Annotated in this window: 24 protein-coding genes; 14 read left to right on the forward strand and 10 right to left on the reverse strand. The window is 69.9% G+C overall.

Annotated features, from left to right (window positions below):
• Position 1 precedes the first annotated feature (1 nt).
• Both ITJ62_RS01070 and ITJ62_RS01075 read left to right on the forward strand, forming a co-directional pair.
• On the forward strand, positions 2-889 hold the full coding sequence (locus tag ITJ62_RS01070; protein WP_194599349.1) for an NAD(P)-dependent oxidoreductase: 888 nt from the start codon (positions 2-4) through the stop codon (positions 887-889).
• The gene (locus tag ITJ62_RS01075; protein ID WP_194599350.1) at positions 886-2139 is read left to right on the forward strand and encodes a four-carbon acid sugar kinase family protein; all 1254 of its coding nucleotides are present in this window, start codon (positions 886-888) and stop codon (positions 2137-2139) included. The genes ITJ62_RS01070 and ITJ62_RS01075 overlap by 4 nt, the downstream gene beginning before the upstream one ends.
• Here the strand turns inward: ITJ62_RS01075 and ITJ62_RS01080 are convergent.
• Positions 2136-2507 carry a helix-turn-helix domain-containing protein gene (locus ITJ62_RS01080; protein ID WP_064294176.1) on the reverse strand — a complete coding sequence of 124 codons (372 nt, stop codon included), beginning with the start codon at positions 2505-2507 and terminating at the stop codon, positions 2136-2138. The two genes, ITJ62_RS01075 and ITJ62_RS01080, sit on opposite strands and share 4 nt — an antisense overlap.
• Positions 2508-2623: 116 nt before the next feature.
• On the opposite strand from ITJ62_RS01080, the gene ITJ62_RS01085 reads away from it, so the two are divergent.
• From ITJ62_RS01085 to ITJ62_RS01105, 5 genes are all read left to right on the forward strand, one after another.
• Complete coding sequence (locus ITJ62_RS01085) at positions 2624-3481, forward strand: SDR family oxidoreductase (RefSeq protein WP_194599351.1); 858 nt, start codon at positions 2624-2626, stop codon at positions 3479-3481.
• A gap of 213 nt (positions 3482-3694) precedes the next feature.
• A complete protein-coding gene (locus ITJ62_RS01090; protein ID WP_194599352.1) occupies positions 3695-5398 on the forward strand; it encodes an amidohydrolase in 1704 nt (567 codons plus the stop codon).
• Between the two features lies 1 nt (position 5399).
• Positions 5400-6293 carry an ABC transporter substrate-binding protein gene (locus ITJ62_RS01095; protein WP_194599353.1) on the forward strand — a complete coding sequence of 298 codons (894 nt, stop codon included), beginning with the start codon at positions 5400-5402 and terminating at the stop codon, positions 6291-6293.
• Positions 6294-6295: 2 nt separating this feature from the next.
• A complete protein-coding gene (locus ITJ62_RS01100) occupies positions 6296-7270 on the forward strand; it encodes an amino acid ABC transporter permease (RefSeq protein WP_194599354.1) in 975 nt (324 codons plus the stop codon).
• Positions 7267-8043, forward strand: coding sequence for an amino acid ABC transporter ATP-binding protein (locus ITJ62_RS01105; RefSeq protein WP_085511859.1), 777 nt, complete (start codon positions 7267-7269; stop codon positions 8041-8043). Before ITJ62_RS01100 ends, ITJ62_RS01105 begins: the two co-directional genes overlap by 4 nt.
• Positions 8044-8118: 75 nt before the next feature.
• On the opposite strand, the gene ITJ62_RS01110 is transcribed toward ITJ62_RS01105, so the two are convergent.
• The 6 genes from ITJ62_RS01110 to ITJ62_RS01135 all read right to left on the reverse strand — a co-directional run bounded on the left by ITJ62_RS01110 (position 8119) and on the right by ITJ62_RS01135 (position 10770).
• On the reverse strand, positions 8119-8337 hold the full coding sequence (locus ITJ62_RS01110; protein ID WP_064294172.1) for a hypothetical protein: 219 nt from the start codon (positions 8335-8337) through the stop codon (positions 8119-8121).
• A gap of 151 nt (positions 8338-8488) precedes the next feature.
• Positions 8489-9112 carry a hypothetical protein gene (locus ITJ62_RS01115; RefSeq protein ID WP_194599355.1) on the reverse strand — a complete coding sequence of 208 codons (624 nt, stop codon included), beginning with the start codon at positions 9110-9112 and terminating at the stop codon, positions 8489-8491.
• On the reverse strand, positions 9109-9717 hold the full coding sequence (locus ITJ62_RS01120) for a DUF6286 domain-containing protein (RefSeq protein WP_194599356.1): 609 nt from the start codon (positions 9715-9717) through the stop codon (positions 9109-9111). Before ITJ62_RS01120 ends, ITJ62_RS01115 begins: the two co-directional genes overlap by 4 nt.
• Positions 9714-10127 carry a hypothetical protein gene (locus ITJ62_RS01125; protein ID WP_194599357.1) on the reverse strand — a complete coding sequence of 138 codons (414 nt, stop codon included), beginning with the start codon at positions 10125-10127 and terminating at the stop codon, positions 9714-9716. Before ITJ62_RS01125 ends, ITJ62_RS01120 begins: the two co-directional genes overlap by 4 nt.
• Positions 10124-10315, reverse strand: coding sequence for a DUF2273 domain-containing protein (locus ITJ62_RS01130; RefSeq protein ID WP_056008790.1), 192 nt, complete (start codon positions 10313-10315; stop codon positions 10124-10126). The genes ITJ62_RS01125 and ITJ62_RS01130 overlap by 4 nt, the downstream gene beginning before the upstream one ends.
• Complete coding sequence (locus ITJ62_RS01135; RefSeq protein ID WP_064294168.1) at positions 10312-10770, reverse strand: Asp23/Gls24 family envelope stress response protein; 459 nt, start codon at positions 10768-10770, stop codon at positions 10312-10314. The genes ITJ62_RS01130 and ITJ62_RS01135 overlap by 4 nt, the downstream gene beginning before the upstream one ends.
• A gap of 241 nt (positions 10771-11011) precedes the next feature.
• Between ITJ62_RS01135 and purL the strand changes: the two genes are divergently transcribed.
• Entirely contained in the window at positions 11012-13345 is a 2334-nt protein-coding gene (gene purL, locus ITJ62_RS01140) for a phosphoribosylformylglycinamidine synthase subunit PurL (RefSeq protein WP_194599358.1), read from the forward strand.
• A gap of 210 nt (positions 13346-13555) precedes the next feature.
• On the opposite strand, the gene ITJ62_RS01145 is transcribed toward purL, so the two are convergent.
• Entirely contained in the window at positions 13556-13996 is a 441-nt protein-coding gene (locus tag ITJ62_RS01145; protein WP_194599359.1) for an FCD domain-containing protein, read from the reverse strand.
• Between the two features lie 181 nt (positions 13997-14177).
• On the opposite strand from ITJ62_RS01145, the gene ITJ62_RS01150 reads away from it, so the two are divergent.
• Positions 14178-14864, forward strand: coding sequence for a GntR family transcriptional regulator (locus ITJ62_RS01150; protein ID WP_138946344.1), 687 nt, complete (start codon positions 14178-14180; stop codon positions 14862-14864).
• Positions 14865-14998: 134 nt separating this feature from the next.
• Positions 14999-15664 carry a nicotinamide riboside transporter PnuC gene (pnuC, locus tag ITJ62_RS01155; RefSeq protein WP_194599360.1) on the forward strand — a complete coding sequence of 222 codons (666 nt, stop codon included), beginning with the start codon at positions 14999-15001 and terminating at the stop codon, positions 15662-15664.
• Between the two features lie 34 nt (positions 15665-15698).
• On the opposite strand, the gene ITJ62_RS01160 is transcribed toward pnuC, so the two are convergent.
• Positions 15699-16916, reverse strand: coding sequence for a HAMP domain-containing sensor histidine kinase (locus ITJ62_RS01160; protein ID WP_194599361.1), 1218 nt, complete (start codon positions 16914-16916; stop codon positions 15699-15701).
• The gene (locus tag ITJ62_RS01165; RefSeq protein ID WP_194599362.1) at positions 16913-17578 is read right to left on the reverse strand and encodes a response regulator transcription factor; all 666 of its coding nucleotides are present in this window, start codon (positions 17576-17578) and stop codon (positions 16913-16915) included. The genes ITJ62_RS01160 and ITJ62_RS01165 overlap by 4 nt, the downstream gene beginning before the upstream one ends.
• A gap of 158 nt (positions 17579-17736) precedes the next feature.
• Here ITJ62_RS01165 and ITJ62_RS01170 point away from each other — a divergent pair, with 158 nt between their 5' ends.
• From ITJ62_RS01170 to ITJ62_RS01185, 4 genes are all read left to right on the forward strand, one after another.
• Positions 17737-18252, forward strand: coding sequence for a hypothetical protein (locus ITJ62_RS01170; RefSeq protein WP_194599363.1), 516 nt, complete (start codon positions 17737-17739; stop codon positions 18250-18252).
• A 77-nt stretch (positions 18253-18329) separates the two neighbouring features.
• On the forward strand, positions 18330-19466 hold the full coding sequence (locus tag ITJ62_RS01175; protein WP_194599364.1) for a peptidoglycan-binding protein: 1137 nt from the start codon (positions 18330-18332) through the stop codon (positions 19464-19466).
• Positions 19463-20149, forward strand: coding sequence for an ABC transporter ATP-binding protein (locus tag ITJ62_RS01180; protein WP_194599365.1), 687 nt, complete (start codon positions 19463-19465; stop codon positions 20147-20149). Before ITJ62_RS01175 ends, ITJ62_RS01180 begins: the two co-directional genes overlap by 4 nt.
• Positions 20146-21366, forward strand: a complete 1221-nt coding sequence (locus ITJ62_RS01185) for an ABC transporter permease (protein WP_194599366.1) — start codon at positions 20146-20148, stop codon at positions 21364-21366. Before ITJ62_RS01180 ends, ITJ62_RS01185 begins: the two co-directional genes overlap by 4 nt.
• Positions 21367-21428 lie beyond the last annotated feature (62 nt).

Below are 21428 nucleotides of genomic sequence, written 5' to 3' on the forward strand. Positions count from 1 at the left end.
CATGGCATCGACGCCACAGCCCGCACACACCATCACCTTCGTCGGCATCGGCGCGATCGGCCTGCCGATGGCCACCCAGCTCGCCGCGGCCGGCCACCGGGTCACAGGCGTCGACCCCTTCCCCGCCGCACGGGAACGCGCGGCCGCCGCCGGCATCAGCGCGGTCGAGTCGATCGCCGAGGCACCGCAAGCCGACACCGTCGTGGTCATGGTCGCGACGCCCGACCAGCTCGCCGAACTCGTCACCCTCGCCCTCGCTGACACCGATCCCGCCGGCCAGACCTGGATCATCATGAGCACCGTCGGCCCCGCCTCCGTCGTCGAGCAGGCCGCCCGTCTCGAAGCCGCGGGAGCAGCGGTCGTCGACGCCCCGGTCACCGGCGGCGTGGCACGCGCCAGCACCGGCGAGCTCACCATGTTCGTATCCGGATCCCCCACCGCGACCGCCGCCGCAACGGAGCCGCTCGCCGCCCTCGGCACCGCCAGGATCGTCGGCGAAGCCGTCGGCGACGGCCAGGCGATCAAGGTCGTCAACCAGCACCTCTGCGCCGTGCACATCGCCGCTGCCGCCGAAGCCCTCGCCCTCGCGTCCTCACTCGGCCTCGACCCGACGGCCGTCCTCCCCCTCGTCGAATCCGGTGCAGCCGCATCCTGGATGCTGTCAGACCGCGGACCCCGCATGCTGCAGGACACCGACGCCCCGGTGATGAGCCGTGTCGACATCTTCGTCAAGGACACCGGCCTCGTCGCCGATGCGGCGAGCGCCGCCGGAGCCGCGACCCCCGTCCTCGATGCCGCGCGCGAACGCTTCCTCGCCGCTGCGGCGTCCGGACTCGGCGCACGCGACGACTCCCGGGTGATCGAGACCTACCAGGAGCCCCACGCATGAAGACCCTCATCCTCGACGACGACCCCACCGGCACGCAGTCGGCCTCCGGCGTCGACGTCCTGCTGGAGTGGGACGCCGACCTCATCGAGCAGGCGCTCGGTGGAGCCGACGCGGTCTACCTGCTCACCAACACCCGCGCCGTCCCGGAGGACGAGGCCGTCGCGCTCCTGGAACGCACCCGCGAGCAGGCGACGGAGGCCGGCCGTCGTCTCGGAGAACGCATCCACGTCGTCCTCCGAGGCGACTCGACCCTGCGCGGGCACGTGTTCCCCGAGACCGCCGTCTTCACCGGGGACCGCAGCGTCATCGTGTTCGTTCCGGCCTTCCCGGAGGGCGGGCGCACGACGATCGACGGCACCCATTACGTCCGGATCGGTGACGAGACGCTGCCGGCCCATGAGACGGAGTATGCCCAGGACCCCGTGTTCCCGTTCCGCTCGGGGCACCTGCCGGACTACGTGCGCGAACAGTCCGGGCGGGAAGCCGCCCACTTCGGTCTGGCGGGTCTCCGCGACGGCGCCGCCGAGTTCCGTGCAGCGCTCCGTGATGCCGTTCCCGGAACCGTGCTCCTTCCGGACGCGGAGACGGGAGACGACGTCCGGATCATCGCGCAGGCCATCACGACGGCCTGGGCCGACGGAGCCGACGTGGTCGTCCGGTCAGCGTCACCCCTCGCTGCGGCCATCGCGGGCGTCGAGAGCGACGGCCTCCTCCCCTCGCCGCTCGTCGCGGAGCCGGTCGCCGCGCTCCTCGTCTGCGGCTCCCACACCATCGGTGCGACGCGACAGCTCGCGCCCGTCGAGGCGGCGTTCGGCCCCGCCGAGATCGTCCCCACGAGCGACGCCCTCCAGGATGCCGTCGCCACCGGGCGGGCCGTGGCGGAGGCCGCTCGAGCGAGACTCACCGCGACGGGGTTCGCCGCGATCTCGTCCGAGCGGGAACGGGACGCCTCGCACAACACGCTCGACCATGGCGAGCGGGTGATGATCGCACTGACATCGGCGACCGCTGCGCTCCGACGATCGGTGGAGGTCGTCGTGTCGAAGGGCGGCATCACCTCCGCCGAGGTCGCCCGGGTCGGACTCGGCGCCAGGCGCGCACGCGTCCTCGGGCAGGTGCTGCCCGGGGTCTCGGTGTGGAGCGTGGTGACGCCCGAAGGCGAGGAGAAGCTCTACGTGGTCGTCCCTGGCAATGTCGGCGACCCGTCGACGCTCATGGACGTGCTCGCCGCAGTCGGGCGGAGCGCCTAGCGTCCGAGGATCTCCGACGCGTTGTGGTCGATCCACGCCATCAAGGGCATCAGGTGCTCGTTGAGGTCGCGACCGCGGTCGCTCAGGCTGTACTCGACACGGGGCGGGATCTCGGGGTGCGCGACGCGGACGACGAGGCCGTCCTCCTCGAGCGTGCGGAGTGTCTGGGCCAGCATCTTCTCGCTGATGCCCTGGACCACCCGTCGCAGTTCACCCCAGCGATGGGTGCCGTCGGACAGCGCCAGGAGGACGAGGACGCCCCACTTGCTGGTCACGTGGTCGAGCACCGTGCGCGAGGGGCAGGCGGCAGGCAGGATGCCGTCGGTGAATCCTGGGCGTCTTCCCAGCTGCGTGTCCACGCTCGTCATGGCTCATTCCTTACTTATCGGACAGTAGCTTACCTCAAAGTGGGTACTGCAGATCGGGAAGTAATGTGATCGAAAGCGGGTTCCTCCTCAGCGAACCCCATCGAAAGGACCCTCACATGTCTCTCGTCGTCACCGGAGCCACCGGCCACCTCGGCCACCTCGTCGTCGAGCACCTGCTCGCCCGCGGCACCGACCCCGCCACCATCGTCGCCACCGGCCGCCGGACCGAGGCACTGGCCGATCTCGCCGCACAGGGCGTTCGCACCGCGAAGGTCGACTTCACCGACCCGGCCACCCTCGACGCCGCCCTCGAGGCCGGCGACACCCTGCTGCTCGTCTCCGGGAGCGAGGTCGGCCAGCGCGTCGCCCAGCACGCCGCCGTCATCGACGCCGCCAAGCGCGCCGGCGTCGCCCGCCTCGTCTACACGAGCGCGCTCCGGGCCGACACCTCCCCGCTGATCCTCGCCCCCGAGCACAAGGCGACCGAGGAGCTCATCCACGCGTCCGGCCTCCCGTTCACCATCCTCCGCAACGGCTGGTACACCGAGAACTACGGCCAGTCCGTCGACCAGGCCAAGGCGACCGGATCGTTCGTCGGGAGCGTCGGCGACGGTCTCGTGTCGAGCGCGTCGCGCACCGACTACGCGGAGGCGGCCGCAGTCGTCCTCACCACCGACGGCCACGAGGGCAAGGCCTACGAGCTCGCCGGCGACGTCGCGTGGTCGCACCCCGAGCTGGCACAGGCGATCGGCGAGGTCGTCGGCCGCGAGGTCGTCTACCAGGACCTCTCCCCCGAGGACCACCTGAAGGCGCTGTTGGCCGCCGGTCTCGACGAGGGCACCGCGGGATTCGTCGTCGCCCTCGACGGCAACACGCGTGACGGGCTCCTCGCCGACACGAGCGGCGACCTGGGTCGCCTCATCGGGCGTCCGACGACGCCCCTGGTCGACGGGCTGCGCACGCTCGTCGCCTGAGCCACGTCCACACCTCCTGCAATCAGCCGGGCCCGGAGCACATGCTCCGGGCCCGTTCGCGTGCGCTGACGCCACGGGTGGAGGAATCCGTTGCAGAAACGCGATCCGACGCACGAATCCGTCACCTCGATCCGGGTTATGCTCTCGATACCGCTAGCGCGCCGAGGATGACGCGCCGGCCAGACGGCACCACCGACGCTTCGAGCAGGTGATATGACGAGCAACGCGGACACGGTCTTCACCGGAGGCACCGTCTTCCGGAACGCCCTGCTCACGCCGCAGACCGGTGCCGTCGCCGTCGCCGACGGCCGGATCGTCGCCCTCGACGCCGACGCACACGCGGCGATCGGTCCCGACACCGAGATCGTGGACCTCCGAGGCGGTCTCCTGCTCCCCGGCTTCGTCGACGCACACGTCCACCCCGTCGAGGCCGGACTCGAACAACTCGCATGCGACCTGTCGGCCGAGCGCACCCCCGAGGGGTACCTCGCCACGATCGCCGCCTACGCCGAGGCCCAGCCCGAGCTCCCGTGGATCGTCGGCGGCGGCTGGCAGCAGGCCGCCTTCCCCGGCGGCACCCCGCTCGCCGCGGACCTCGACCGAGTGGTGCCGGACCGGCCCGTCTTCCTCCAGAACCGCGACCACCACGGTGCCTGGGTGAACACCGCGGCACTCCGCCTCGCCGGCATCGACCACACCACGCCCGACCCCACGGACGGCCGGATCGAGCGGGACGCGGACGGCACCCCGAACGGCATGCTCCACGAGGGTGCCCGCTCGCTCGTGTCCCGGTTCGTCCCCGTCGACACCGACGAGGACGTCGCGGCCGCCCTCATCGCAGCCCAGCAGACCCTCCACGGCTTCGGCGTCACCGGCTGGCAGGACGCGATCGTCGGCGACTACGGCAGCCACACCGACACGAGCGACGCGTACCTGCAGGCGATGGCGGACGGGTCGCTCACCAGCGACGTCGTGGGGGCGCTCTGGTGGGACCGGGATCGGGGACTCGAGCAGATCGACGAGCTCGTCGCACGCCGAGACGCGATCGAACGCCGCGCCGCAGCCATCGGGACGACGACCGGGCGCTTCACCGCGGGCACCGTCAAGATCATGCAGGACGGCATCCCCGAGAACCGGACCGCCGCGATGATCGACCCCTACCTCCGCACCTGCCACTGCGGTGACACCGCGCCCGAGCACGGCATCTCCTTCCTGGAGCCCGCGATCCTCGTCGAGGCGGTCACGAGGCTGGACGCCGCCGGATTCCAGGTCCACTTCCACGCGATCGGCGACCGGGCGGTCCGCGAGTGCCTCGACGCACTGGAGGCCGCGCGGGACCGCAACGGCGAGAGCGACAACCGGCACCACATCGCGCACGTGCAGATCGTCCACCCCGACGACCTGCCGCGGTTCGCCCGACTCGGCGTCACGATGAACATGCAGGCGCTCTGGGCCACGTGGGAGCCCCAGATGCTCGAGTTGAACCTGCCCCTGCTCGGCGACGAACGTGCCTCGTGGCAGTACCCGTTCGGCGATGCGGCACGACTCGGCACCCTGCTCTGCGCAGGATCGGACTGGCCCGTCACGACCCCCGACCCGTGGCAGGCCCTGCATGTAGCCGTCAACCGGATGCTCCCGGCCGACGATCCCGATCACCACCCCGAACCGCTGAACCCCGGACAGTCGCTGACGCTCGGGGCGGCGATCGCCGCGTACACGCACGGGTCCAACCGGATCGACCACCGCGACGACACCGGAGTGATCGAGGTCGGAGCCGTCGCAGACCTCGTCCTCGTCGATCGTGACCCGTTCGCCGGCCCCACCACCGAGATCGCGCACACCAGGACCGTCGGGACCTGGATCGCCGGACGCCGCGTCTTCACCTCCACCACCACATCAACCGAGCAAGGAACCTGACATGAAGAACCGATACCTGCTCCCGGCCGCACTCACGGCCGCCGCCGCGCTGCTGCTCACCGGCTGCGTCAACAACGAGGTCGCCACACCCGACGCCACCGGCTCCACGGCCGCGGTGACCGTCGACAAGGCCGCCGAGGCCCTGCTCCCCGACGACATCCGTCAGGCCGGCAAGCTCATCCTCGGCACCGACGCGACCTACGCGCCCAACGAGTTCAAGGACGCGAACGGCGACCCGATCGGGTGGGAGATCGAGCTCGCCGACGCGATGGCCGGCAAGCTCGGCCTCACCACCGACTACCAGGTGGCGAAGTTCGACAACATCATCCCGAGCATCACCGGTGGCAAGTACGACGTCGGGCTGTCGTCCTTCTTCGACACCAAGGAGCGCCAGCAGCAGGTCGACATGGTCGACTACTTCACGGCCGGGATCCAGTGGGCGACCCTCGCGGGCAAGTCCGTCGACCCCGACAACGCCTGCGGACTCAAGGTCGCCGTCCAGAACGGCACGACGGAGGCCCTCGACGACGTCCCCGCCAAGTCGCAGGCCTGCACGGACGCCGGCAAGCCCGCGATCGAGGCCCTCGGCTACGACACGCAGGACGAGGCGACGGCCGCGGTCACGCTCGGCCGCGCCGACGCGATGACCGCCGACTCACCGGTCGTGCAGTACGCCGTCCAGCAGAGCGACGGGAAGCTCGAACTCTCCGGCGACGTCTACTCCACGTTCCTCTACGGCATGCCGATCGCGAAGGACCGTGGCGACCTCGGCAAGGCCCTCCAGGCCGCCCTGCAGTCCCTCATGGACGACGGCACCTACGGCTCGATCCTGAGCAAGTGGGGCGTCGAGTCCGGCGCCATCGACAAGATCGACATCAACGGCGCGACGAGCTGACCATGAGCGACTCCAGAACCACCGGAACGGCGTCCGCGTCCCCGGTGCCGTTGAAGGTCGTCAAGCTCCGCCATCCCTGGCGGAACGTGTTCGCCGTCATCATCGTGCTCTTGCTCGTCGCCTTCGTGGTCGACGCGGCGACGCGGCCGGCGTACGACTGGCCGGCCGTCGGCAAGTACGTCTTCGACCGGCGGATCACCATGGCAGCGCTCATCACGCTGCAGCTGACGGTGTACTCGATGATCGGCGCCATCGTCCTCGGCGTCGTGCTCGCGATCATGCGGCTGTCTCCGAACCCGGTGCTCAAGGCCATCGCATGGGGCTTCGTCTGGCTGTTCCGCGGGACGCCGGTCTACGTGCAGCTGGTCTTCTGGGGCCTGCTCGCGACGATCTATCCGACGCTCAACATCGGACTGCCCTTCCTCCCGCCGATCGCGCAGCTGCCGACGGACGCCGCGCTGAACACCTTCTGGATCGCCGTCATCGGGCTGGCGCTCAACGAGGCCGCCTACATGTCGGAGATCGTGCGCGCCGGTCTGCTGTCGGTGGACCGCGGACAGGAGGAGGCGTCGACGGCGCTCGGGATGAGCTGGGCGCAGACGATGCGGCGGGTCATCCTGCCGCAGTCCATGCGGATCATCATCCCGCCGACCGGCAACGAGGTGATCTCGATGCTCAAGACCACTTCGCTCGTGACGGCCGTCCCGTTCACGCAGGAGCTCTACACGAGGTCGAGGGACATCTCGTCCGAGACGTTCAACCCGATCCCGCTGCTCATCGTCGCGTCGCTCTGGTACCTGCTGTTCACTTCGATCCTGATGGTGGGTCAGTACTTCCTGGAGAAGCGGTTCGCGCGGGGGCTCACCCGCATCGACGCAGGGGCACCGGTCACCACCGAGGCCATCCAGGTCCAGGAGGCCGAGGCGGCACGAGCGAAGCAGAGCCCGGTGGACGGCGAGAGCGGAGAACGACGATGACGATCACGGACACGACCGACATGGTCCGCGCCGAGGGCGTGGTGAAGTCCTTCGGCTCGAACACGGTCCTCAAGGACATCTCGCTGACGGTACGACGCGGCGAGGTGATGTGCCTGGTCGGGCCGTCCGGCTCCGGCAAGTCGACCTTCCTGCGCTGCATCAACCACCTGGAGCGGGTCGACGGCGGACGGTTGCTCGTCGAGGGAGACCTCATCGGCTACCGCGAGCGGGGCGACAAGCTCTACGAGTTGAAGCCCAAGGAGGCGGCGAAGCAGCGGCGCGACATCGGCATGGTGTTCCAGCGGTTCAACCTGTTCCCCCACATGACGGCACTCGAGAACATCATCGAGGCGCCCATGCAGGTGAAGGGCCAGCGGCGCGCGGTCGCCGAGCAGCGTGGTCGGGAACTCCTGGACCGGGTCGGTCTGAGCGACAAGGCGGCCGCATACCCCGGTCACCTGTCGGGCGGTCAGCAGCAGCGGGTCGCGATCGCGCGGGCCCTCGCGATGGACCCGAAGCTCATGCTGTTCGACGAGCCGACCTCGGCGCTCGATCCGGAGCTCGTCGGTGAAGTCCTCGACGTCATGAAGGGACTCGCGAAGGACGGCATGACGATGATCGTCGTCACGCACGAGATGGGGTTCGCCCGGGAGGTGGCCGACTCGCTCGTGTTCATGGACGGCGGCGTCGTCGTGGAGACGGGAGCACCTCGCGAGGTGCTCGCCGACCCGCAGCACGCCAGAACGCGGGCGTTCCTCTCGAAGGTGTTGTGAGCACGAACGCCGCCCGCTCCCCCGGACTGGGGCGAGCGGGCGGCGTTCCACCCGAGGACGGGCGGGCGAAGGGGCTCAGTGGAGCTTCTTCTGGACTTCCTTCTGGGCCTTCGCCGTGGCCTTCTTCGCGTTCTTCACGGCCTTCTTGCGCGCCTTCTCGACGCGAGGGTCGTTCCAGAACTCTTCCGCGGCGTGCTTGATCTCGCGGTACCGGGTGCGTCCGGCCTTCGCGCCGAGCGTGTAGGCACCGAAGGCGATGAGGCCGACGATGATGAGGAGGATCTTCTTACCCATGGTGTTGCTCCCTCTCCCACGGATCGCCGTGGGGCGTTGATGTGTCCCGATGGTTCATCCCGCGACACTGGCATTCTGCGACGCGCGGCTGCGGATCAGCCGATTCGGACGGGGGCTTGCAATTGCACCGGCACGTCCGGATCAGTGACGGTCACTGGAGGACTCGCTTCGGCTTGGCGGCGCGGAAGCCCCCACCGACCTCCACGAGGACGGGGAGCTCGACGCCGAGCAGACGGTCGAGCGACTCCACCGCCGTACTGACGGTCTCCACCGCCGTGCGGGGCGAGACGCCTCGCCGGCAGGTGACGGCCACCTTGAGCGCCTGCGCCCGCTTCACGTCCCAGGCGGACACGCGGACGGACGAGAACGCTTCGGTGTCGTCGAGCGCATCGCCGAGCGCGTTGGCCGCGACGTCCGTCTCGAGCACGATGTCGCCGTGCTCGACGGTAGCGCGATGCACGACGCCGGAACGGCCACGACCCTGACGCAGGACGAACGAGATGAGCAGGGCCGCGACGAGCACGAGCAGCACGATCCCGACGACCGGGACGAGGACCGGGGCCGTCTGACCGGCGTCCGCGCCGGGCGCAGCGGCGAACGGGTTCCAGGCGAACCAGCCGTCGATCGTGTCGAGCACGGCCGACCGGTTGTCGCGCCACCAGTCGGCGACGACGGGCACGGTGACGACGGCGAGCGCCGCCGCCCCGAGCACGACGAACACGAGTCCAATCAGGAGGATGAGCAGACGGTTCAGTCCGCGGTTGGTGGAGTTCACTGTCCGACCTTCCCGTTCGACGAGATGGAGGTGGTCACCCGGAGCGACGGCTGCAGGCCGAACGCGTCGAGGTCTGCGGCGACGGCGCGGTCGACTTCGGACCGGTCGACGGGCATGCCGCTGGCCGGGGTGATCCGGATCGCGGCGGTCCGCCGGCCGACGGCCACCGAGGTGCCGTCCGGGTGCGTGGCGGCCGTCGTCGAGGCACGTTGCGCGAGCGCCGACGCGATGACCTCGTCGTCGACGACCGCGAGCACGCGCCCCGTCGACAACAGGTGGCGGTGCCGACGTCCCGGTCCGAGCGCGATCCCGATGAGGATCACCCCGAGCAGGAGTACGAGTGCGCCCGCGACGCCGAGGATGACGGGCTGCGTCGTCGGCAGGCTGGCCGCGGCTCCCGGGATCTCACCCGGGGCGACGAGGAGCGGGCGGACGCCGATGAGGGCGAGCACCGTCTCCACGGCGATCCAGAGCGCGACGAGCACGAGCAGGACCGCGAGGAGGATCGCGGCGGTCGAGCGCGGCGAGTGCAGTTCGCGGCGAGCCAGGCGCCGGAGCACCCTCGGCGGGCCGGTGACCGGGGTCGTGGCTGCGGTGGCGATCATGAGACCCGTCCTTCCTGGTCGATCTCGAGTCCGCTCACGCGGATGGAGACGCGCGAGACGCTCGAACCGGACAGTTGCTCGACGCGAGCGGCGATGGCAGCGGTGGCGGCCGAGACGCGCTCGACGATGGAGCCCCCTGAGCGCTGGAGCGCGTCGGGGGCGGTCGAGACGCGCGAAAGTGGGATCGCACGCATCGGCGAGGTGACGATGAGCGCGAGTGCGCCCCGGTCGTCGGCCAGTTCGACCTTCACGCGTCCCGCCGGGACCCCGAGCGATTCGGCCGCGATGTTCACAGCGACGTGCTCGAGGGCCTTCGCGGTGATCCGCGTCCGGCCCGGCCCGCCATGCGGGTGCACGACGGGCGCTTCGGCGACCGGGGTGACATCCCGGTCGAGGACGGCGGTGGTCATGACGAGACGCGCTTCCCGCGGACGGCGTCGACGATCGCGTTCAGGTCGGTCTGGCCGGTGACGATGCGGGCCACGAGGGCCCCGATCCCCATCGCGACCGCGACGAACACGAACGCCCAGAACCCGAAGGCCACCCAGCTGAGGGCGAGGACGGCGCCGATCAGGATGCCGGTGTTGGTGGCGGTCACTGGACTCGCGCCTCAGCGTTCTGGTCCTCGTCGTCCGACGGGATGAAGACGTCGCTGACGGTCACGTTGACCTCGGTGACCTCCATACCGACGAACTGCTCGATCGCGCGGATGACGGAGGCACGGACCTCGCTCGCGACGGCCTGCAGGTCCACCGGGTAGTCGGCGACGATCACGACGTCGACGGCGACCTGGGTCTCGCCGACCTCGACGCGGATACCCTGCGACAGGTCGGAGGAGCCGATGGCGTCGCGGATGGCGCCGAAGGCACGGGCCGCTCCGCCACCGAGGGCGTGCACGCCGCGGACCTCGCGGGCTGCGATGCCGGCGATCTTCGCGACCACGCCGTTGTCGATGACCGTCTTGCCGTGGGTGTTCGTCTGCGTGGCGGCGTTGTTCTCGCCGACGACACCCTTCGTGACGGTGGGCTTCGGGGAGTTGGTGGTGTTCGACATGGTGTTGCCCTTCCTGGTTCGTCTCGAGCGAGCGGTTGATCGCTTCGTTGGTGATAGGACGCAACCATCGCACCGATCGTCACGGTCGATCTCGAAGCTCGTGAACAGACCCCGAATCCTGCACCGCACCGTGACGAATCGGCCTCGACCGCCGACGCCCATCCGATGATCTGTTCGTCGCCGCGCGCCGCTAAGATTGGTGGGTCCGGCATCCCACCACTTCCTTTGGAGTCCTGCCCTCGTGACGACCACCACCCCCACCAGCTCCGCCGTCGCCGACACCGTCGAGAACGCCGTCGCGACACCGGACCGCGAGCAGCCCTACGGCGCCCTCGGCCTGAAGGCCGACGAGTACGCGAAGATCCGCGAGATCCTCGGTCGTCGTCCCACGAGCGGCGAGCTCGCCATGTACTCGGTCATGTGGAGCGAGCACTGCTCCTACAAGTCCAGCAAGATCTACCTGCGCCAGTTCGGCCAGAAGGTCACCGACGACATGAAGAAGAACCTCATGGTCGGCATGGGCGAGAACGCCGGCGTCATCGACGTCGGCGAGGGCTGGGCCGTGACCTTCAAGGTCGAGAGCCACAACCACCCCTCCTACATCGAGCCCTTCCAGGGTGCGGCCACGGGCGTCGGCGGCATCGTCCGCGACATCATCTCGATGGGCGCCCGGCCGGTCGCCATCATGGACCAGCTCCGCTTCGGCGACATCGACCACCCCGACACCGCGCGCGTCGTGCACGGCGTCACCGCCGGCATCTCCTCCTACGGCAACTGCCTGGGCCTGCCGAACATCGGCGGCGAGACCTACTTCGACAAGGTGTACCAGGGCAACCCGCTCGTCAACGCCCTGTCGGTCGGCGTCCTGCGTCACGAGGACCTCCGCCTCGCCAACGCCTCGGGCGTCGGCAACAAGATCGTCCTCTTCGGTGCCCGCACCGGTGGCGACGGCATCGGCGGCGCGTCCATCCTCGCGTCCGACTCCTTCGACGCGAACGGCCCGACGAAGCGTCCGGCCGTCCAGGTCGGCGACCCGTTCGCCGAGAAGGTGCTCATCGAGTGCTGCCTCGAGCTCTACCGCGACAGCCTCGTCGAGGGCATCCAGGACCTCGGGGCCGCCGGCATCTCCTGCGCCACGAGCGAGCTCGCGGCCAACGGCGACGGCGGCATGTTCGTCGAGCTGTCGCACGTGCTGCTGCGCGACCCCTCGCTGACGCCCGAGGAGATCCTCATGTCGGAGTCGCAGGAGCGCATGATGGCGGTCGTCGAGCCGGCCAAGCTCGACGCCTTCCTCGCCGTCACCGACAAGTGGGACGTCGAGACCTCCGTGCTCGGTGAGGTGACCGACACCGGCCGCCTCGTCATCAACTGGCACGGCGAGGAGATCGTGAACGTCGACCCCTCGACCGTCGCGGTCGACGGCCCGGTCTACGAGCGCCCCGTCGCCTACCCCACCTGGATCGACGCCCTGCAGGCCGACTCCGCGTCGGTCCTCCCCCGCACGGACACCCCTGCCGAGCTGGAGCAGCAGTTCCGCTCGCTCCTCGGCTCGGCGAACCTCGCCGACAAGAGCTGGATCACCAACCAGTACGACTACTACGTCATGGGCAACACGGCGCTGTCCTTCCCCGACGACGGCGGCATGATCCGCGTCGACGAGGAGTCCGGCCTCGGGTTCGCCATCGCGACCGACGCGAACGGCCGCTACTGCCAGCTCGACCCGCGCCAGGGTGCGCAGCTCGCGCTCGCGGAGGCCTACCGCAACGTCGCCGTCACCGGCGCCGTCCCGGCGGCCGTCACCGACTGCCTGAACTTCGGCTCTCCGGAGAACCCCGAGGTCATGTGGCAGTTCTCCGAGGCCGTCGCCGGCCTGTCGGACGCCTGCCTCGAGCTCGGCGTCCCCGTCACCGGCGGCAACGTGTCGTTCTACAACCAGACGGGCGACGTCCCGATCTTCCCGACGCCGGTCGTCGGCGTCCTCGGCGTGATCGACGACGTCGCGCGCCGCATCCCGAGCGGCTGGCAGGACGAGGGCGACAACCTCTACCTCCTCGGCACCACCGCACTCGAACTCGACGGCTCCGCGTGGGCCGGCACGATCCACGACCACCTCGGCGGGCTGCCGCCCAAGGTCGACCTCGCCGGCGAGAAGACGCTGGCCGAGCTACTGCACGCCGCAGCGAAGGAGGGCCTCGTGTCCTCCGCCCATGACCTCTCCGACGGTGGTTTGGCCCAGGCGCTGGCCGAGAGCGTCATGCGCTTCGGCGTCGGCGCCCGGGTCTTCCTCGGTGAGCTGCTCACCCGCGACGGCGTCGACCTCACGACGGCGCTCTTCTCCGAGTCCACCGGACGCGTCATCGTCTCGGTGCCGCGCGAGGACGACGTCAAGTTCCAGGGTCTGTGCGAAGGCCGCGGCTACCCGGTGCTCCGCATCGGCGTGACCGACGCCTCGGCCGTCGGCGACGCGACCGAGCCCGCCCTCGAGATCCAGGACGTCCTGACCATCCCGGTGTCCGAACTCCGTCGCGTCTCGAAGAGTGTGCTCCCCGAGCGGTTCGGCCCGGTCATCGGCTGAGCGAGCCGCCTCCACACAGCCCCTGCGCCTGACGGCGTGGGGGCTGTGTCGTTGCTGGGTGAGGTTCGAGACGCCGGGTGGGCGGATACCCGAAACCCACCCACCCGGCTCACCACCGGGCGCTCAGGCCAGGAACCCGAATGTCCTGACCGGCGTCTCCGGCGGTGGTGTCGCAAGCGACGACTTCAGCATATCAGCATTTGGAATGCTTCACGGAAGCGTGGCGGCCATCCCCCACAGGCGCTCGACGGCCAGTTCCGCGCGGATGGCATCCCCCTCCGCAACCGCGTCCCGGAGGATCGGGAAGTCCACCGCGAGCGACGGCCAATCGAGCCAGTCGGTGTCGGCGGTGACCACGAGTTGCGGCGCCAGCAGCGCGAGCGCATCGCGAGCGGTCGTGACCAGGATGCGGTTCGGGCAGAGGGCGACGAGATGATCCATGAGCGGCCACGAGGCGTCGGCGTACGCGACCGGGTCCTGCAAGCCGATCAACCGCGTCACCTCGTCCAGTTCGGCGACGAGTGCCGCGCGGTCGGCGTCCTCGAGGACCGGGACGGTCACCCTCGTCACACCGCCCAGCAGGGCTCCGAGCGTCTGGAACAGGTGGATCCGCCGATGTCGCGGTGTCCTGGCAGTCGAATCAGCCGACATACGTCCACCCTCCTGCGTCATCGGACCCCGCCCGTGCGCGTCAGGATAGCAAGCTGCGACGTCCCCGACCACACCTGTGCTTCCGGCATGTTCTACAACACATGAAGCACAAACCTATCCAACACACCTTGGATATCGGTATTCTGAACTGGTCATATCCCAGCTCGACGATCGGAGTCCCATGCCTGTTCCCAAAACCGTCGAGACGAGCCCTCGGAAGCTCCTGCGCGACATCGTCTTCGAGCAGCTCCTGACCGCCATCGAGGACGGCACCCTCGAGCCGGGCGAGCGCCTCAACGATGAGGAGCTCGAGAAGTGGCTCGGCGTGTCCCGGACCCCGATCCGCGAGGCGATCAGCAAGCTGGCCGACATCGGCCTCGTCGAGACCGCACCGCAGCGGTACACCCGGGTCGCGAAGCCCACGCCCCAGCAGTACGCGGAGGCACTACGTCTCCTGAACGGCTTCCACGAGCTCAGCGCGCGGTGGAGCATCCCGCAGTTCACCGACGAGGACGTCGCGGCGTTCCGCGAGCTCGGTGACGCTGTGCTCGCGGACATCGAGGCGCGTGACAAGCACGTCCTCCGGTCGTCCTCCGCCTTCGCCGACTTCATGGTCGAGCGCTCGGGCAACTCCCTGCTGCAACAGGTCGCCCGTCAGATGAACACCCGGGTGACCTACACCTCGCTGCCGACGATCGACTTCTTCCAGTGGGACATCTTCGCCGCCTATGTCACCGGGTTGGTCGCGGCCGCCGAGGCACGCAGTGCCGAGGACGCCGAGCGCGTGATGCGGAAGCAGGCCGCCGCCACCGACGCCTTCCTCGAGCAGGTCATCGCCGCCGGCGGAGGACTGCCCGCCGCGAGCTAGCCGGTGAACGCTGTCGAACAGCGGAACGTCACAGAGCCGCCTCCCGATCGGGAGGCGGCTCTGCACGTTGTACGGTGGACCGTCGGTCGTGTGACCGCGCATCAGCTGGCGACGGACCCGATCGGAGGACTGCAGTGGGGATCCTTCTCTGGCTCTTCGATGCGACCTTCCGAGTCGGCGACCAGGTGGTCCTCTGGCGGGAGGTCGTCGGCAACCTCTTCGGCCTGGCGAGCGCCCTGGGCGGTATGCGTCGCCGGGCCTGGGCCTGGCCCGTCGGCATCATCGGGAACGCGCTCCTGCTGACCGTGTTCCTCGGCGCCGTCTTCCACACGCCCAACCCGACCAACCTCCTCGGGCAGGCGGGCCGCCAGCTCATGTTCATCGTCGTGTCAGTCTACGGCTGGGTGCAGTGGCGACGGGCCGAGCGGGTCGAGGCGACGACCGGTCCGGTCGCCGTGATCCGACCCCGCTGGGCCGGATGGCGGGTGCGGCTCATCCTCGTCGGACTCCTCATCGGCGGCACACTGCTCCTGATCCCGGTGTTCCGGGCGCTCGGCTCCTACGAACCGGTCTGGGCCGACGCCTGGATCTTCATGGGTTCCCTACTCGCGACCTGGGGGATGGCGAAACGCTGGGTGGAGTTCTGGCTCATCTGGGTCGCGGTCGACCTCGTCGGCGTGCCACTGCTGTTCGGCGCGGGGTACTGGGTGTCGGCGTCGATGTACCTGTTCTACGGGGCGTTCACCCTCGCGGGCTTCTTCGTCTGGGCACGGGGCGAGCGCCTGGTCGCCGCAGGCTGACGACGCGGGCTGAGGACGCGGGTCCGCTCCACGCTCACGCCGTCACCACCGCCGGCTCCACGAACCGGAGCACGACCCGCAGACCACCGTCGGCGCGCGGTTCGAGCTCGAGCGCCGCACCGTGAGCCTCGGCGATCGCCTCGACGATCGCGAGCCCGAGTCCTCGCGAGGCTCCGCCGTCGTCGATCCGCCCGGATCCGCGGAAGAACGGCTCGGTGAACCGGGCGACGTCGGTCTCGGCGAGAGAGGCGCCGGTGTTCTCGACGACCAACACCGGCGAGGCGTCCTCGGCGCGACCGACGGTGACCGAGACGCGACCACCGTCGACGTTGTGCCGCACCGCGTTGCGCAGCAGATTGCCCACGGCGTGCTCGAGCATCCGCCCGTCGGCCGACACGATGGTCCCGCCAGCGCGATGGTTCTCGATAGCGATCCGTCGAGCCGACGCGATCGGGCGGACCTCGTCGATCGCGTCGGCCACGATCTCCTCGAGATCGGTCGCCCGGCGGTCCGGCTCCGTCTGGCCGGCGTCCGCGAGGTCCAGGATCGCGTCGACGGTGCGGACGCTGCGGTCGTTCGTCTGTCGGAGCTTCGCGAGCAGTTCCCTGGTGCCGGGCGCACCGGCGGCCGCACCGTGCGCCGCGACGTCGAGCATCGCCTGCATGGTGGCGAGCGGGGTCCGGAGTTCATGGGAGGCGTTGGCCGCGAACCGCTGGTAGGCGTGGAAGGAGCGGTCCAGTCGACCGAGCATGTCGTCGAACGTCCGGGCGAGCTCGGTGATCTCGTCCGGTGGACCGTCCAGCCCGACTCGGTGGTCGAACGACCCGGACGCCGCGCGCTGGGCCGCCTCGGTGATCTCCTGCAGCGGTCGGAGGATCCGCCCGGCGATGATCCAGCTGACCCAGGAGGTGACGCCGGCGAGCAGGACGAGGATCACGACGGACGCCACGAGGAGGGTGCTCAGGATGTCGGCCTGGTCGCGGATCAGGAGCGCGGCCGGCGCACCGTCGAGCGTGACGCCGATCGTGTCCGGGAGCGAGCCGACACCGGGGGGCGCCGTCGAAGTGGCCGTCGACGCCTGTCCGGGTTCCGCAACCGTGGCCAACGCGTAGGTCGGCACGAAGCGCATGAAGGCGTATATGACGACGACCATCACCGCCCCGGCCGCCGTCACGAGCGCCGACGAGGTGAGGGTGAGTCGCGCTCGAGCAGGCAGCCGACGTCGCCGGCGCGCGGACCCTTCCTCGGTCATGGGAGCGCCTCGATCCGGTACCCACTACCCGGAACCGTCTGGATCACCCATGGTGCGCCGAGGCGACGTCGGAGGTTCGAGACGGTGACCCGGATCGTGTTCGTGAAGGGGTCGACGTTCTCGTCCCAGGCCTTCTCGAGGAGCGCCTCTGCGCTGATCACCCCACCGTCCGCGATCATGAGCTGTTCGAGGACGGCGAACTCCTTCCGCGAGAGGCGTACCAGCCGTCCGTCCCGGTAGACCTCGCGCCGGAACGGGTCGAGCCGGACACCGGCGAGCTCCAGGATCGGCGGCCTCGCCTCGATGTTCCGTCGCGCGAGTGCCCGCAGACGCGCGACCAGCTCGGGGAACTCGAACGGTTTCGTCAGGTAGTCGTCGGCGCCGAGCCCGAATCCGCTGACGGTGTCGTCCAGTCGGCGGGCTGCGGTGAGCATCAGGATGCGCACCTCCGGGTGTTCGCGGACGAGCACCCGGCAGACCTCGTCGCCGTGCACCGTCGGGAGGTCGCGATCGAGGACGACCGCGTCGTACTCGTTGATCGACACCGCCTCGAGCACCCTGGCGCCGTCGCCGACGACGTCGGAGGCGATGGCCTCGAGGGCGAGGCCGTCGCGGATCGCCTCGGCCAGGAATCGTTCGTCTTCGGCGATGAGCACGCGCATGGATCCTCCATCACTCGGGAATGTGGAATATCAGCATACACATGCTGCATAAAAGCGACATCAATGTTGGTGTTAACGCCGTCGCAACACCGGTCCGGGTGGACTGATCCCGATGCCGGTGCCGACACTGCTCCGGCTCGTCTGACGAAAGGACCACCATGACGACCACCTCACGCCGCCCGATGATCGCCCTCACCGCCCTCCTCGCCGTCCCGGGACTCCTCCTCGGGCTGAGCGCGTGCAGCGGCGAGGCCTCCACCGAATCGGCCTCCGCCGCGCCGGTGAGCTTCGAGGACTGGCAGCTCAAGTTCAGCGACTGCCTGCGCGAGAAGGGCGTCGACATGCCCGACCCGAAGGCGGACGGCTCCATGAACATCAACGTCAACGAGATCGACATGGACGCGTACGAGGCCGCCGCACCGCAGTGTCAGGAGGAGGTCGGCCCACCGCCGGCCAGCTCGGAAGGCGGCACGACGGAGGAGCAGTCGATGAAGCAGACCTTGGAGGCCGCCGAGTGCCTGCGCGACCACGGCTTCGACGTCCCCGACCCGACCCGCGACACCGGTCTCCAGGTGCCGGACGACGTTCCCGACGACGTGTCCGAGAAGTGCCTGGCGACGTTCCAGAGCACGGGTGGCGGGGGCAGCGCACCCAGTATCTCCCGCGAGGACTGATCCGTCCGTCGTCCATCGCAACGGCTGAGCACGGCACGACCGCCGTGCTCAGCCCCTGAACCCGAGGAGTCCACTCCATGAGCACCACCCCCGTTTCCGCGACCGCCACCCGTCAGGCCGACGACGACGAGCTCGTCCCACCCGACCGACCGAGACGGCGCCGCGCCACCATCGTCGTCCTCGCCATCGCCTCGGTCGTGGCCGTCGCCGGAGCAGCCGTCTTCCTCGTCTCCGCCAACAGCGGATCGAGCGCATCCACCACCGAGGGAGACCAGCCCGCGGCCGCCACCGTCCCCATCGCCCAAGGAGAACTCGCCGGCACCTCCGAGGCGTCCGGCACCCTCGACTACACCGACAAACGCAAGCTCGGGAGCGCCCTCGGCGGGACCATCACCCAGGTGCCGGTACCTGGTGCGGTGATCGGGCTCGGCCAATCGCTCTTCGCCGTCGACAACGTGCCCGTCCCGCTGTTGCACGGGCCACTCCCCGCCTGGCGCGGCTTCGCGAGCGGCATGAGCGACGGTCCGGACGTCCTCGCCCTGGAGATGAGCCTCGCCGCGCTCGGCTACTTCGACCGGGTGCCCGACACCGAGTTCGCCTGGAGCACGCGAGCCGCCATCGAGCGGTGGCAGCATGCGCTCGGCGTCCCCGAGACCGGCGAGCTGCCGCTCGGTTCGGTCGTCTTCCAGCCCGGCGACGTCCGGGTCGGCGCAGTCGACGCCCCGGTCGGCACCCCGGCGAGCCCCGACATCATCACGGTCACGGCGACCACCAAGCGGATCGACGTCTCGCTCAAGCCCAACGACCAGCAACTCGCCGTCATCGGCGCAGCGGTGGGGGTGCGGTTGCCGGACGGCTCCACGACGACGGGGACCGTGACCGAGGTCGGTGTCCCGACCGAGCGGGACGACTCGAACGGGAAGCCGGAGGTGGTCATCCCCGTGGGCATCGCGCTCGACGACCCGGCGGTGACCGGAGAACTGCAGCGCGCGAGCGTCACGGTCAGCTTCCCCTCGGAACGACGGGAGAACGTCCTCTCGGTCCCGGTCGAGGCCCTCATCGCCCTCGACGAGCAGACGTTCGGCGTCGAGGTCGTCGAAGCCGACGGGACCCATCGGAAGGTGCCGGTCACCACCGGACTCTTCGCCGGAGGACTCGTCGAGATCGCCGGTGACGGCCTCAAGGCCGGCCTCAAGGTGGTGGTCCCCCGATGAACGACGAGATCATCGGACTCGAGCAGGTCACCCGCAGCTACGGCTCACCGCCCACTCTCGCCCTCGCGGGCGTCGACCTCACCGTGTCACGGGGCGAATTCGTCGCGATCGTCGGTCCGAGCGGAAGCGGCAAGTCCACGATGCTGAACCTCATCGGCACCCTCGACCGTCCGAGTTCGGGCACCGCCCGGATCGACGGCTTGGACGTCCAACAGATGTCCGACACCGAGCTGTCCGCCCTTCGGGCGTACCGCATCGGTTTCGTGTTCCAGCAGTTCCACCTCGCCGAGGGCTTCTCCGCGGTGGACAACGTCGCGGACGGGCTCGTGTACGCCGGCGTCGGCCGCGCGGAACGACGACGCCGGGCCCGGGCAGCGCTCCTGCGTGTCGGGCTCGGACATCGACTCGACCACAAACCGAACCAGATGTCCGGCGGTGAGCGGCAACGCGTCGCGATCGCGCGTGCCGTGGTCGGTGACCCGCCCCTCCTCCTGGCCGACGAACCGACCGGCAACCTGGACACGAGCTCCGGCGACAGCGTCGTCGAGCTGCTGCACGAGTTGAACCTCGCGGGGACGACCATCGTCGTCATCACCCACGACGTCGAACTCGCCGAACGACTACCCCGTCGCGTCGCGATCCGCGACGGCCACCTCGTCTCCGACTCCGGGGTCGCGGCATGAACCGCGATCCGTCCGCACACGACGCCGTGGACCCCCGCCGGCGGTCCCGACTCCTCGGGAGCGACGTCCTACGGCTCGGAACGACCGGACTGCGAGCCCGGCCGGCCCGGGCCGTGCTGTCCGCGCTCGGGATCGCGATCGGCATCGCCGCGATGATCGCCGTCGTCGGCATCTCGACCTCCAGCCAGGCGAAGCTGGCCGCCGAACTCGACACCCTCGGCACGAACCTCCTCCGGGTGGAGGCCGGCAAGACGATGACCGGAGAGCCGACCGAGCTGCCGGCGTCGAGCATCGACCGCGTCGGCCGGATCCCCGGCGTCGAACAGGTCGCGGGTGCCGCGACACTCCCCGACCGCTCCGTCTACCGATCGAGGCTCATCGACCCGAACCGCAGCAGCGGACTCGACGTCCGCGCCGCGTCACCGGAGCTGCTCGACGTCCTCGACGCGTCGATCGTCGACGGCGACTGGTTGAACGCGGCCACCGCGACCTACCCGACCGTCGTCCTCGGATCGACGGCCGCCGAACGGCTCGGCGTGACCGAGGCCGGGACGCTCGTCTGGCTCGACGGCAGGCTCTTCACGGTCGTCGGGGTGCTGGCGCCCGTCGGGCTCGCGCCCGAGATCGACACGGCGGCGCTGATCGGCGAGGCGGTCGCGGCCGAGTTCTTCGGCTACGAGGGCCGCCCGACCACCGTCTACGAACGTTCCGCGGACGAGGACGTCGACGCCGTGCGCAGCCTGTTGCCCGGAACCGTCTCGCCGGAGGCTCCGAACGAGGTGGAGGTGTCCCGCCCCTCGGACGCCCTCGCCGCCAAGAACGCGGCCGATCAGGCGTTCACCGGCCTGCTCCTCGGCCTCGGCTCGGTCGCGCTGCTCGTCGGCGGCATCGGTGTGGCGAACACCATGGTGATCTCGGTCCTCGAACGGAAGCGGGAGATCGGACTCCGGCGCGCGCTGGGAGCGACGCGCGGACACATCCGGGCGCAGTTCCTGACCGAAGCGCTCCTCCTGTCGGCCCTCGGCGGTGCGGCCGGTGCCGCGCTGGGAGCCGTGGTGACCGCCGCCTTCGCGACCATGAACGGGTGGCCGGTCTCCTTGCCGCTGGGCGTCGTCGGCGGAGGGATCGGGGCGACGCTGGTCATCGGCGCGATCGCCGGCCTGTACCCGGCGATCCGCGCGTCCCTGACGCCGCCGACCAGCGCGCTGAGCGGGTGAGACGGTGAGGCCCGGTGGCCCGGCACCCACGGGTGTCGGGCCACCCGGCCTGAGCGACCGCG

The organism is Plantibacter sp. VKM Ac-2876 (genome assembly GCF_015350715.1).
GTDB lineage: Bacteria > Actinomycetota > Actinomycetes > Actinomycetales > Microbacteriaceae > Plantibacter > Plantibacter auratus.

What these genes read in the sequence shown, in the direction of transcription:
- ITJ62_RS01070 (WP_194599349.1), top strand. Translation starts at nt 2, where the DNA reads ATGGCATCGACGCCACAGCCCGCACACACCATCACCTTCGTCGGCATC.
- ITJ62_RS01075 (WP_194599350.1), top strand. Translation starts at nt 886, where the DNA reads ATGAAGACCCTCATCCTCGACGACGACCCCACCGGCACGCAGTCGGCC.
- ITJ62_RS01080 (WP_064294176.1), bottom strand. Translation starts at nt 2,507, where the DNA reads ATGACGAGCGTGGACACGCAGCTGGGAAGACGCCCAGGATTCACCGAC.
- ITJ62_RS01085 (WP_194599351.1), top strand. Translation starts at nt 2,624, where the DNA reads ATGTCTCTCGTCGTCACCGGAGCCACCGGCCACCTCGGCCACCTCGTC.
- ITJ62_RS01090 (WP_194599352.1), top strand. Translation starts at nt 3,695, where the DNA reads ATGACGAGCAACGCGGACACGGTCTTCACCGGAGGCACCGTCTTCCGG.
- ITJ62_RS01095 (WP_194599353.1), top strand. Translation starts at nt 5,400, where the DNA reads ATGAAGAACCGATACCTGCTCCCGGCCGCACTCACGGCCGCCGCCGCG.
- ITJ62_RS01100 (WP_194599354.1), top strand. Translation starts at nt 6,296, where the DNA reads ATGAGCGACTCCAGAACCACCGGAACGGCGTCCGCGTCCCCGGTGCCG.
- ITJ62_RS01105 (WP_085511859.1), top strand. Translation starts at nt 7,267, where the DNA reads ATGACGATCACGGACACGACCGACATGGTCCGCGCCGAGGGCGTGGTG.
- ITJ62_RS01110 (WP_064294172.1), bottom strand. Translation starts at nt 8,337, where the DNA reads ATGGGTAAGAAGATCCTCCTCATCATCGTCGGCCTCATCGCCTTCGGT.
- ITJ62_RS01120 (WP_194599356.1), bottom strand. Translation starts at nt 9,717, where the DNA reads ATGATCGCCACCGCAGCCACGACCCCGGTCACCGGCCCGCCGAGGGTG.
- ITJ62_RS01125 (WP_194599357.1), bottom strand. Translation starts at nt 10,127, where the DNA reads ATGACCACCGCCGTCCTCGACCGGGATGTCACCCCGGTCGCCGAAGCG.
- ITJ62_RS01135 (WP_064294168.1), bottom strand. Translation starts at nt 10,770, where the DNA reads ATGTCGAACACCACCAACTCCCCGAAGCCCACCGTCACGAAGGGTGTC.
- ITJ62_RS01145 (WP_194599359.1), bottom strand. Translation starts at nt 13,996, where the DNA reads ATGTCGGCTGATTCGACTGCCAGGACACCGCGACATCGGCGGATCCAC.
- ITJ62_RS01150 (WP_138946344.1), top strand. Translation starts at nt 14,178, where the DNA reads ATGCCTGTTCCCAAAACCGTCGAGACGAGCCCTCGGAAGCTCCTGCGC.
- ITJ62_RS01160 (WP_194599361.1), bottom strand. Translation starts at nt 16,916, where the DNA reads ATGACCGAGGAAGGGTCCGCGCGCCGGCGACGTCGGCTGCCTGCTCGA.
- ITJ62_RS01165 (WP_194599362.1), bottom strand. Translation starts at nt 17,578, where the DNA reads ATGCGCGTGCTCATCGCCGAAGACGAACGATTCCTGGCCGAGGCGATC.
- ITJ62_RS01170 (WP_194599363.1), top strand. Translation starts at nt 17,737, where the DNA reads ATGACGACCACCTCACGCCGCCCGATGATCGCCCTCACCGCCCTCCTC.
- ITJ62_RS01175 (WP_194599364.1), top strand. Translation starts at nt 18,330, where the DNA reads ATGAGCACCACCCCCGTTTCCGCGACCGCCACCCGTCAGGCCGACGAC.
- ITJ62_RS01180 (WP_194599365.1), top strand. Translation starts at nt 19,463, where the DNA reads ATGAACGACGAGATCATCGGACTCGAGCAGGTCACCCGCAGCTACGGC.
- ITJ62_RS01185 (WP_194599366.1), top strand. Translation starts at nt 20,146, where the DNA reads ATGAACCGCGATCCGTCCGCACACGACGCCGTGGACCCCCGCCGGCGG.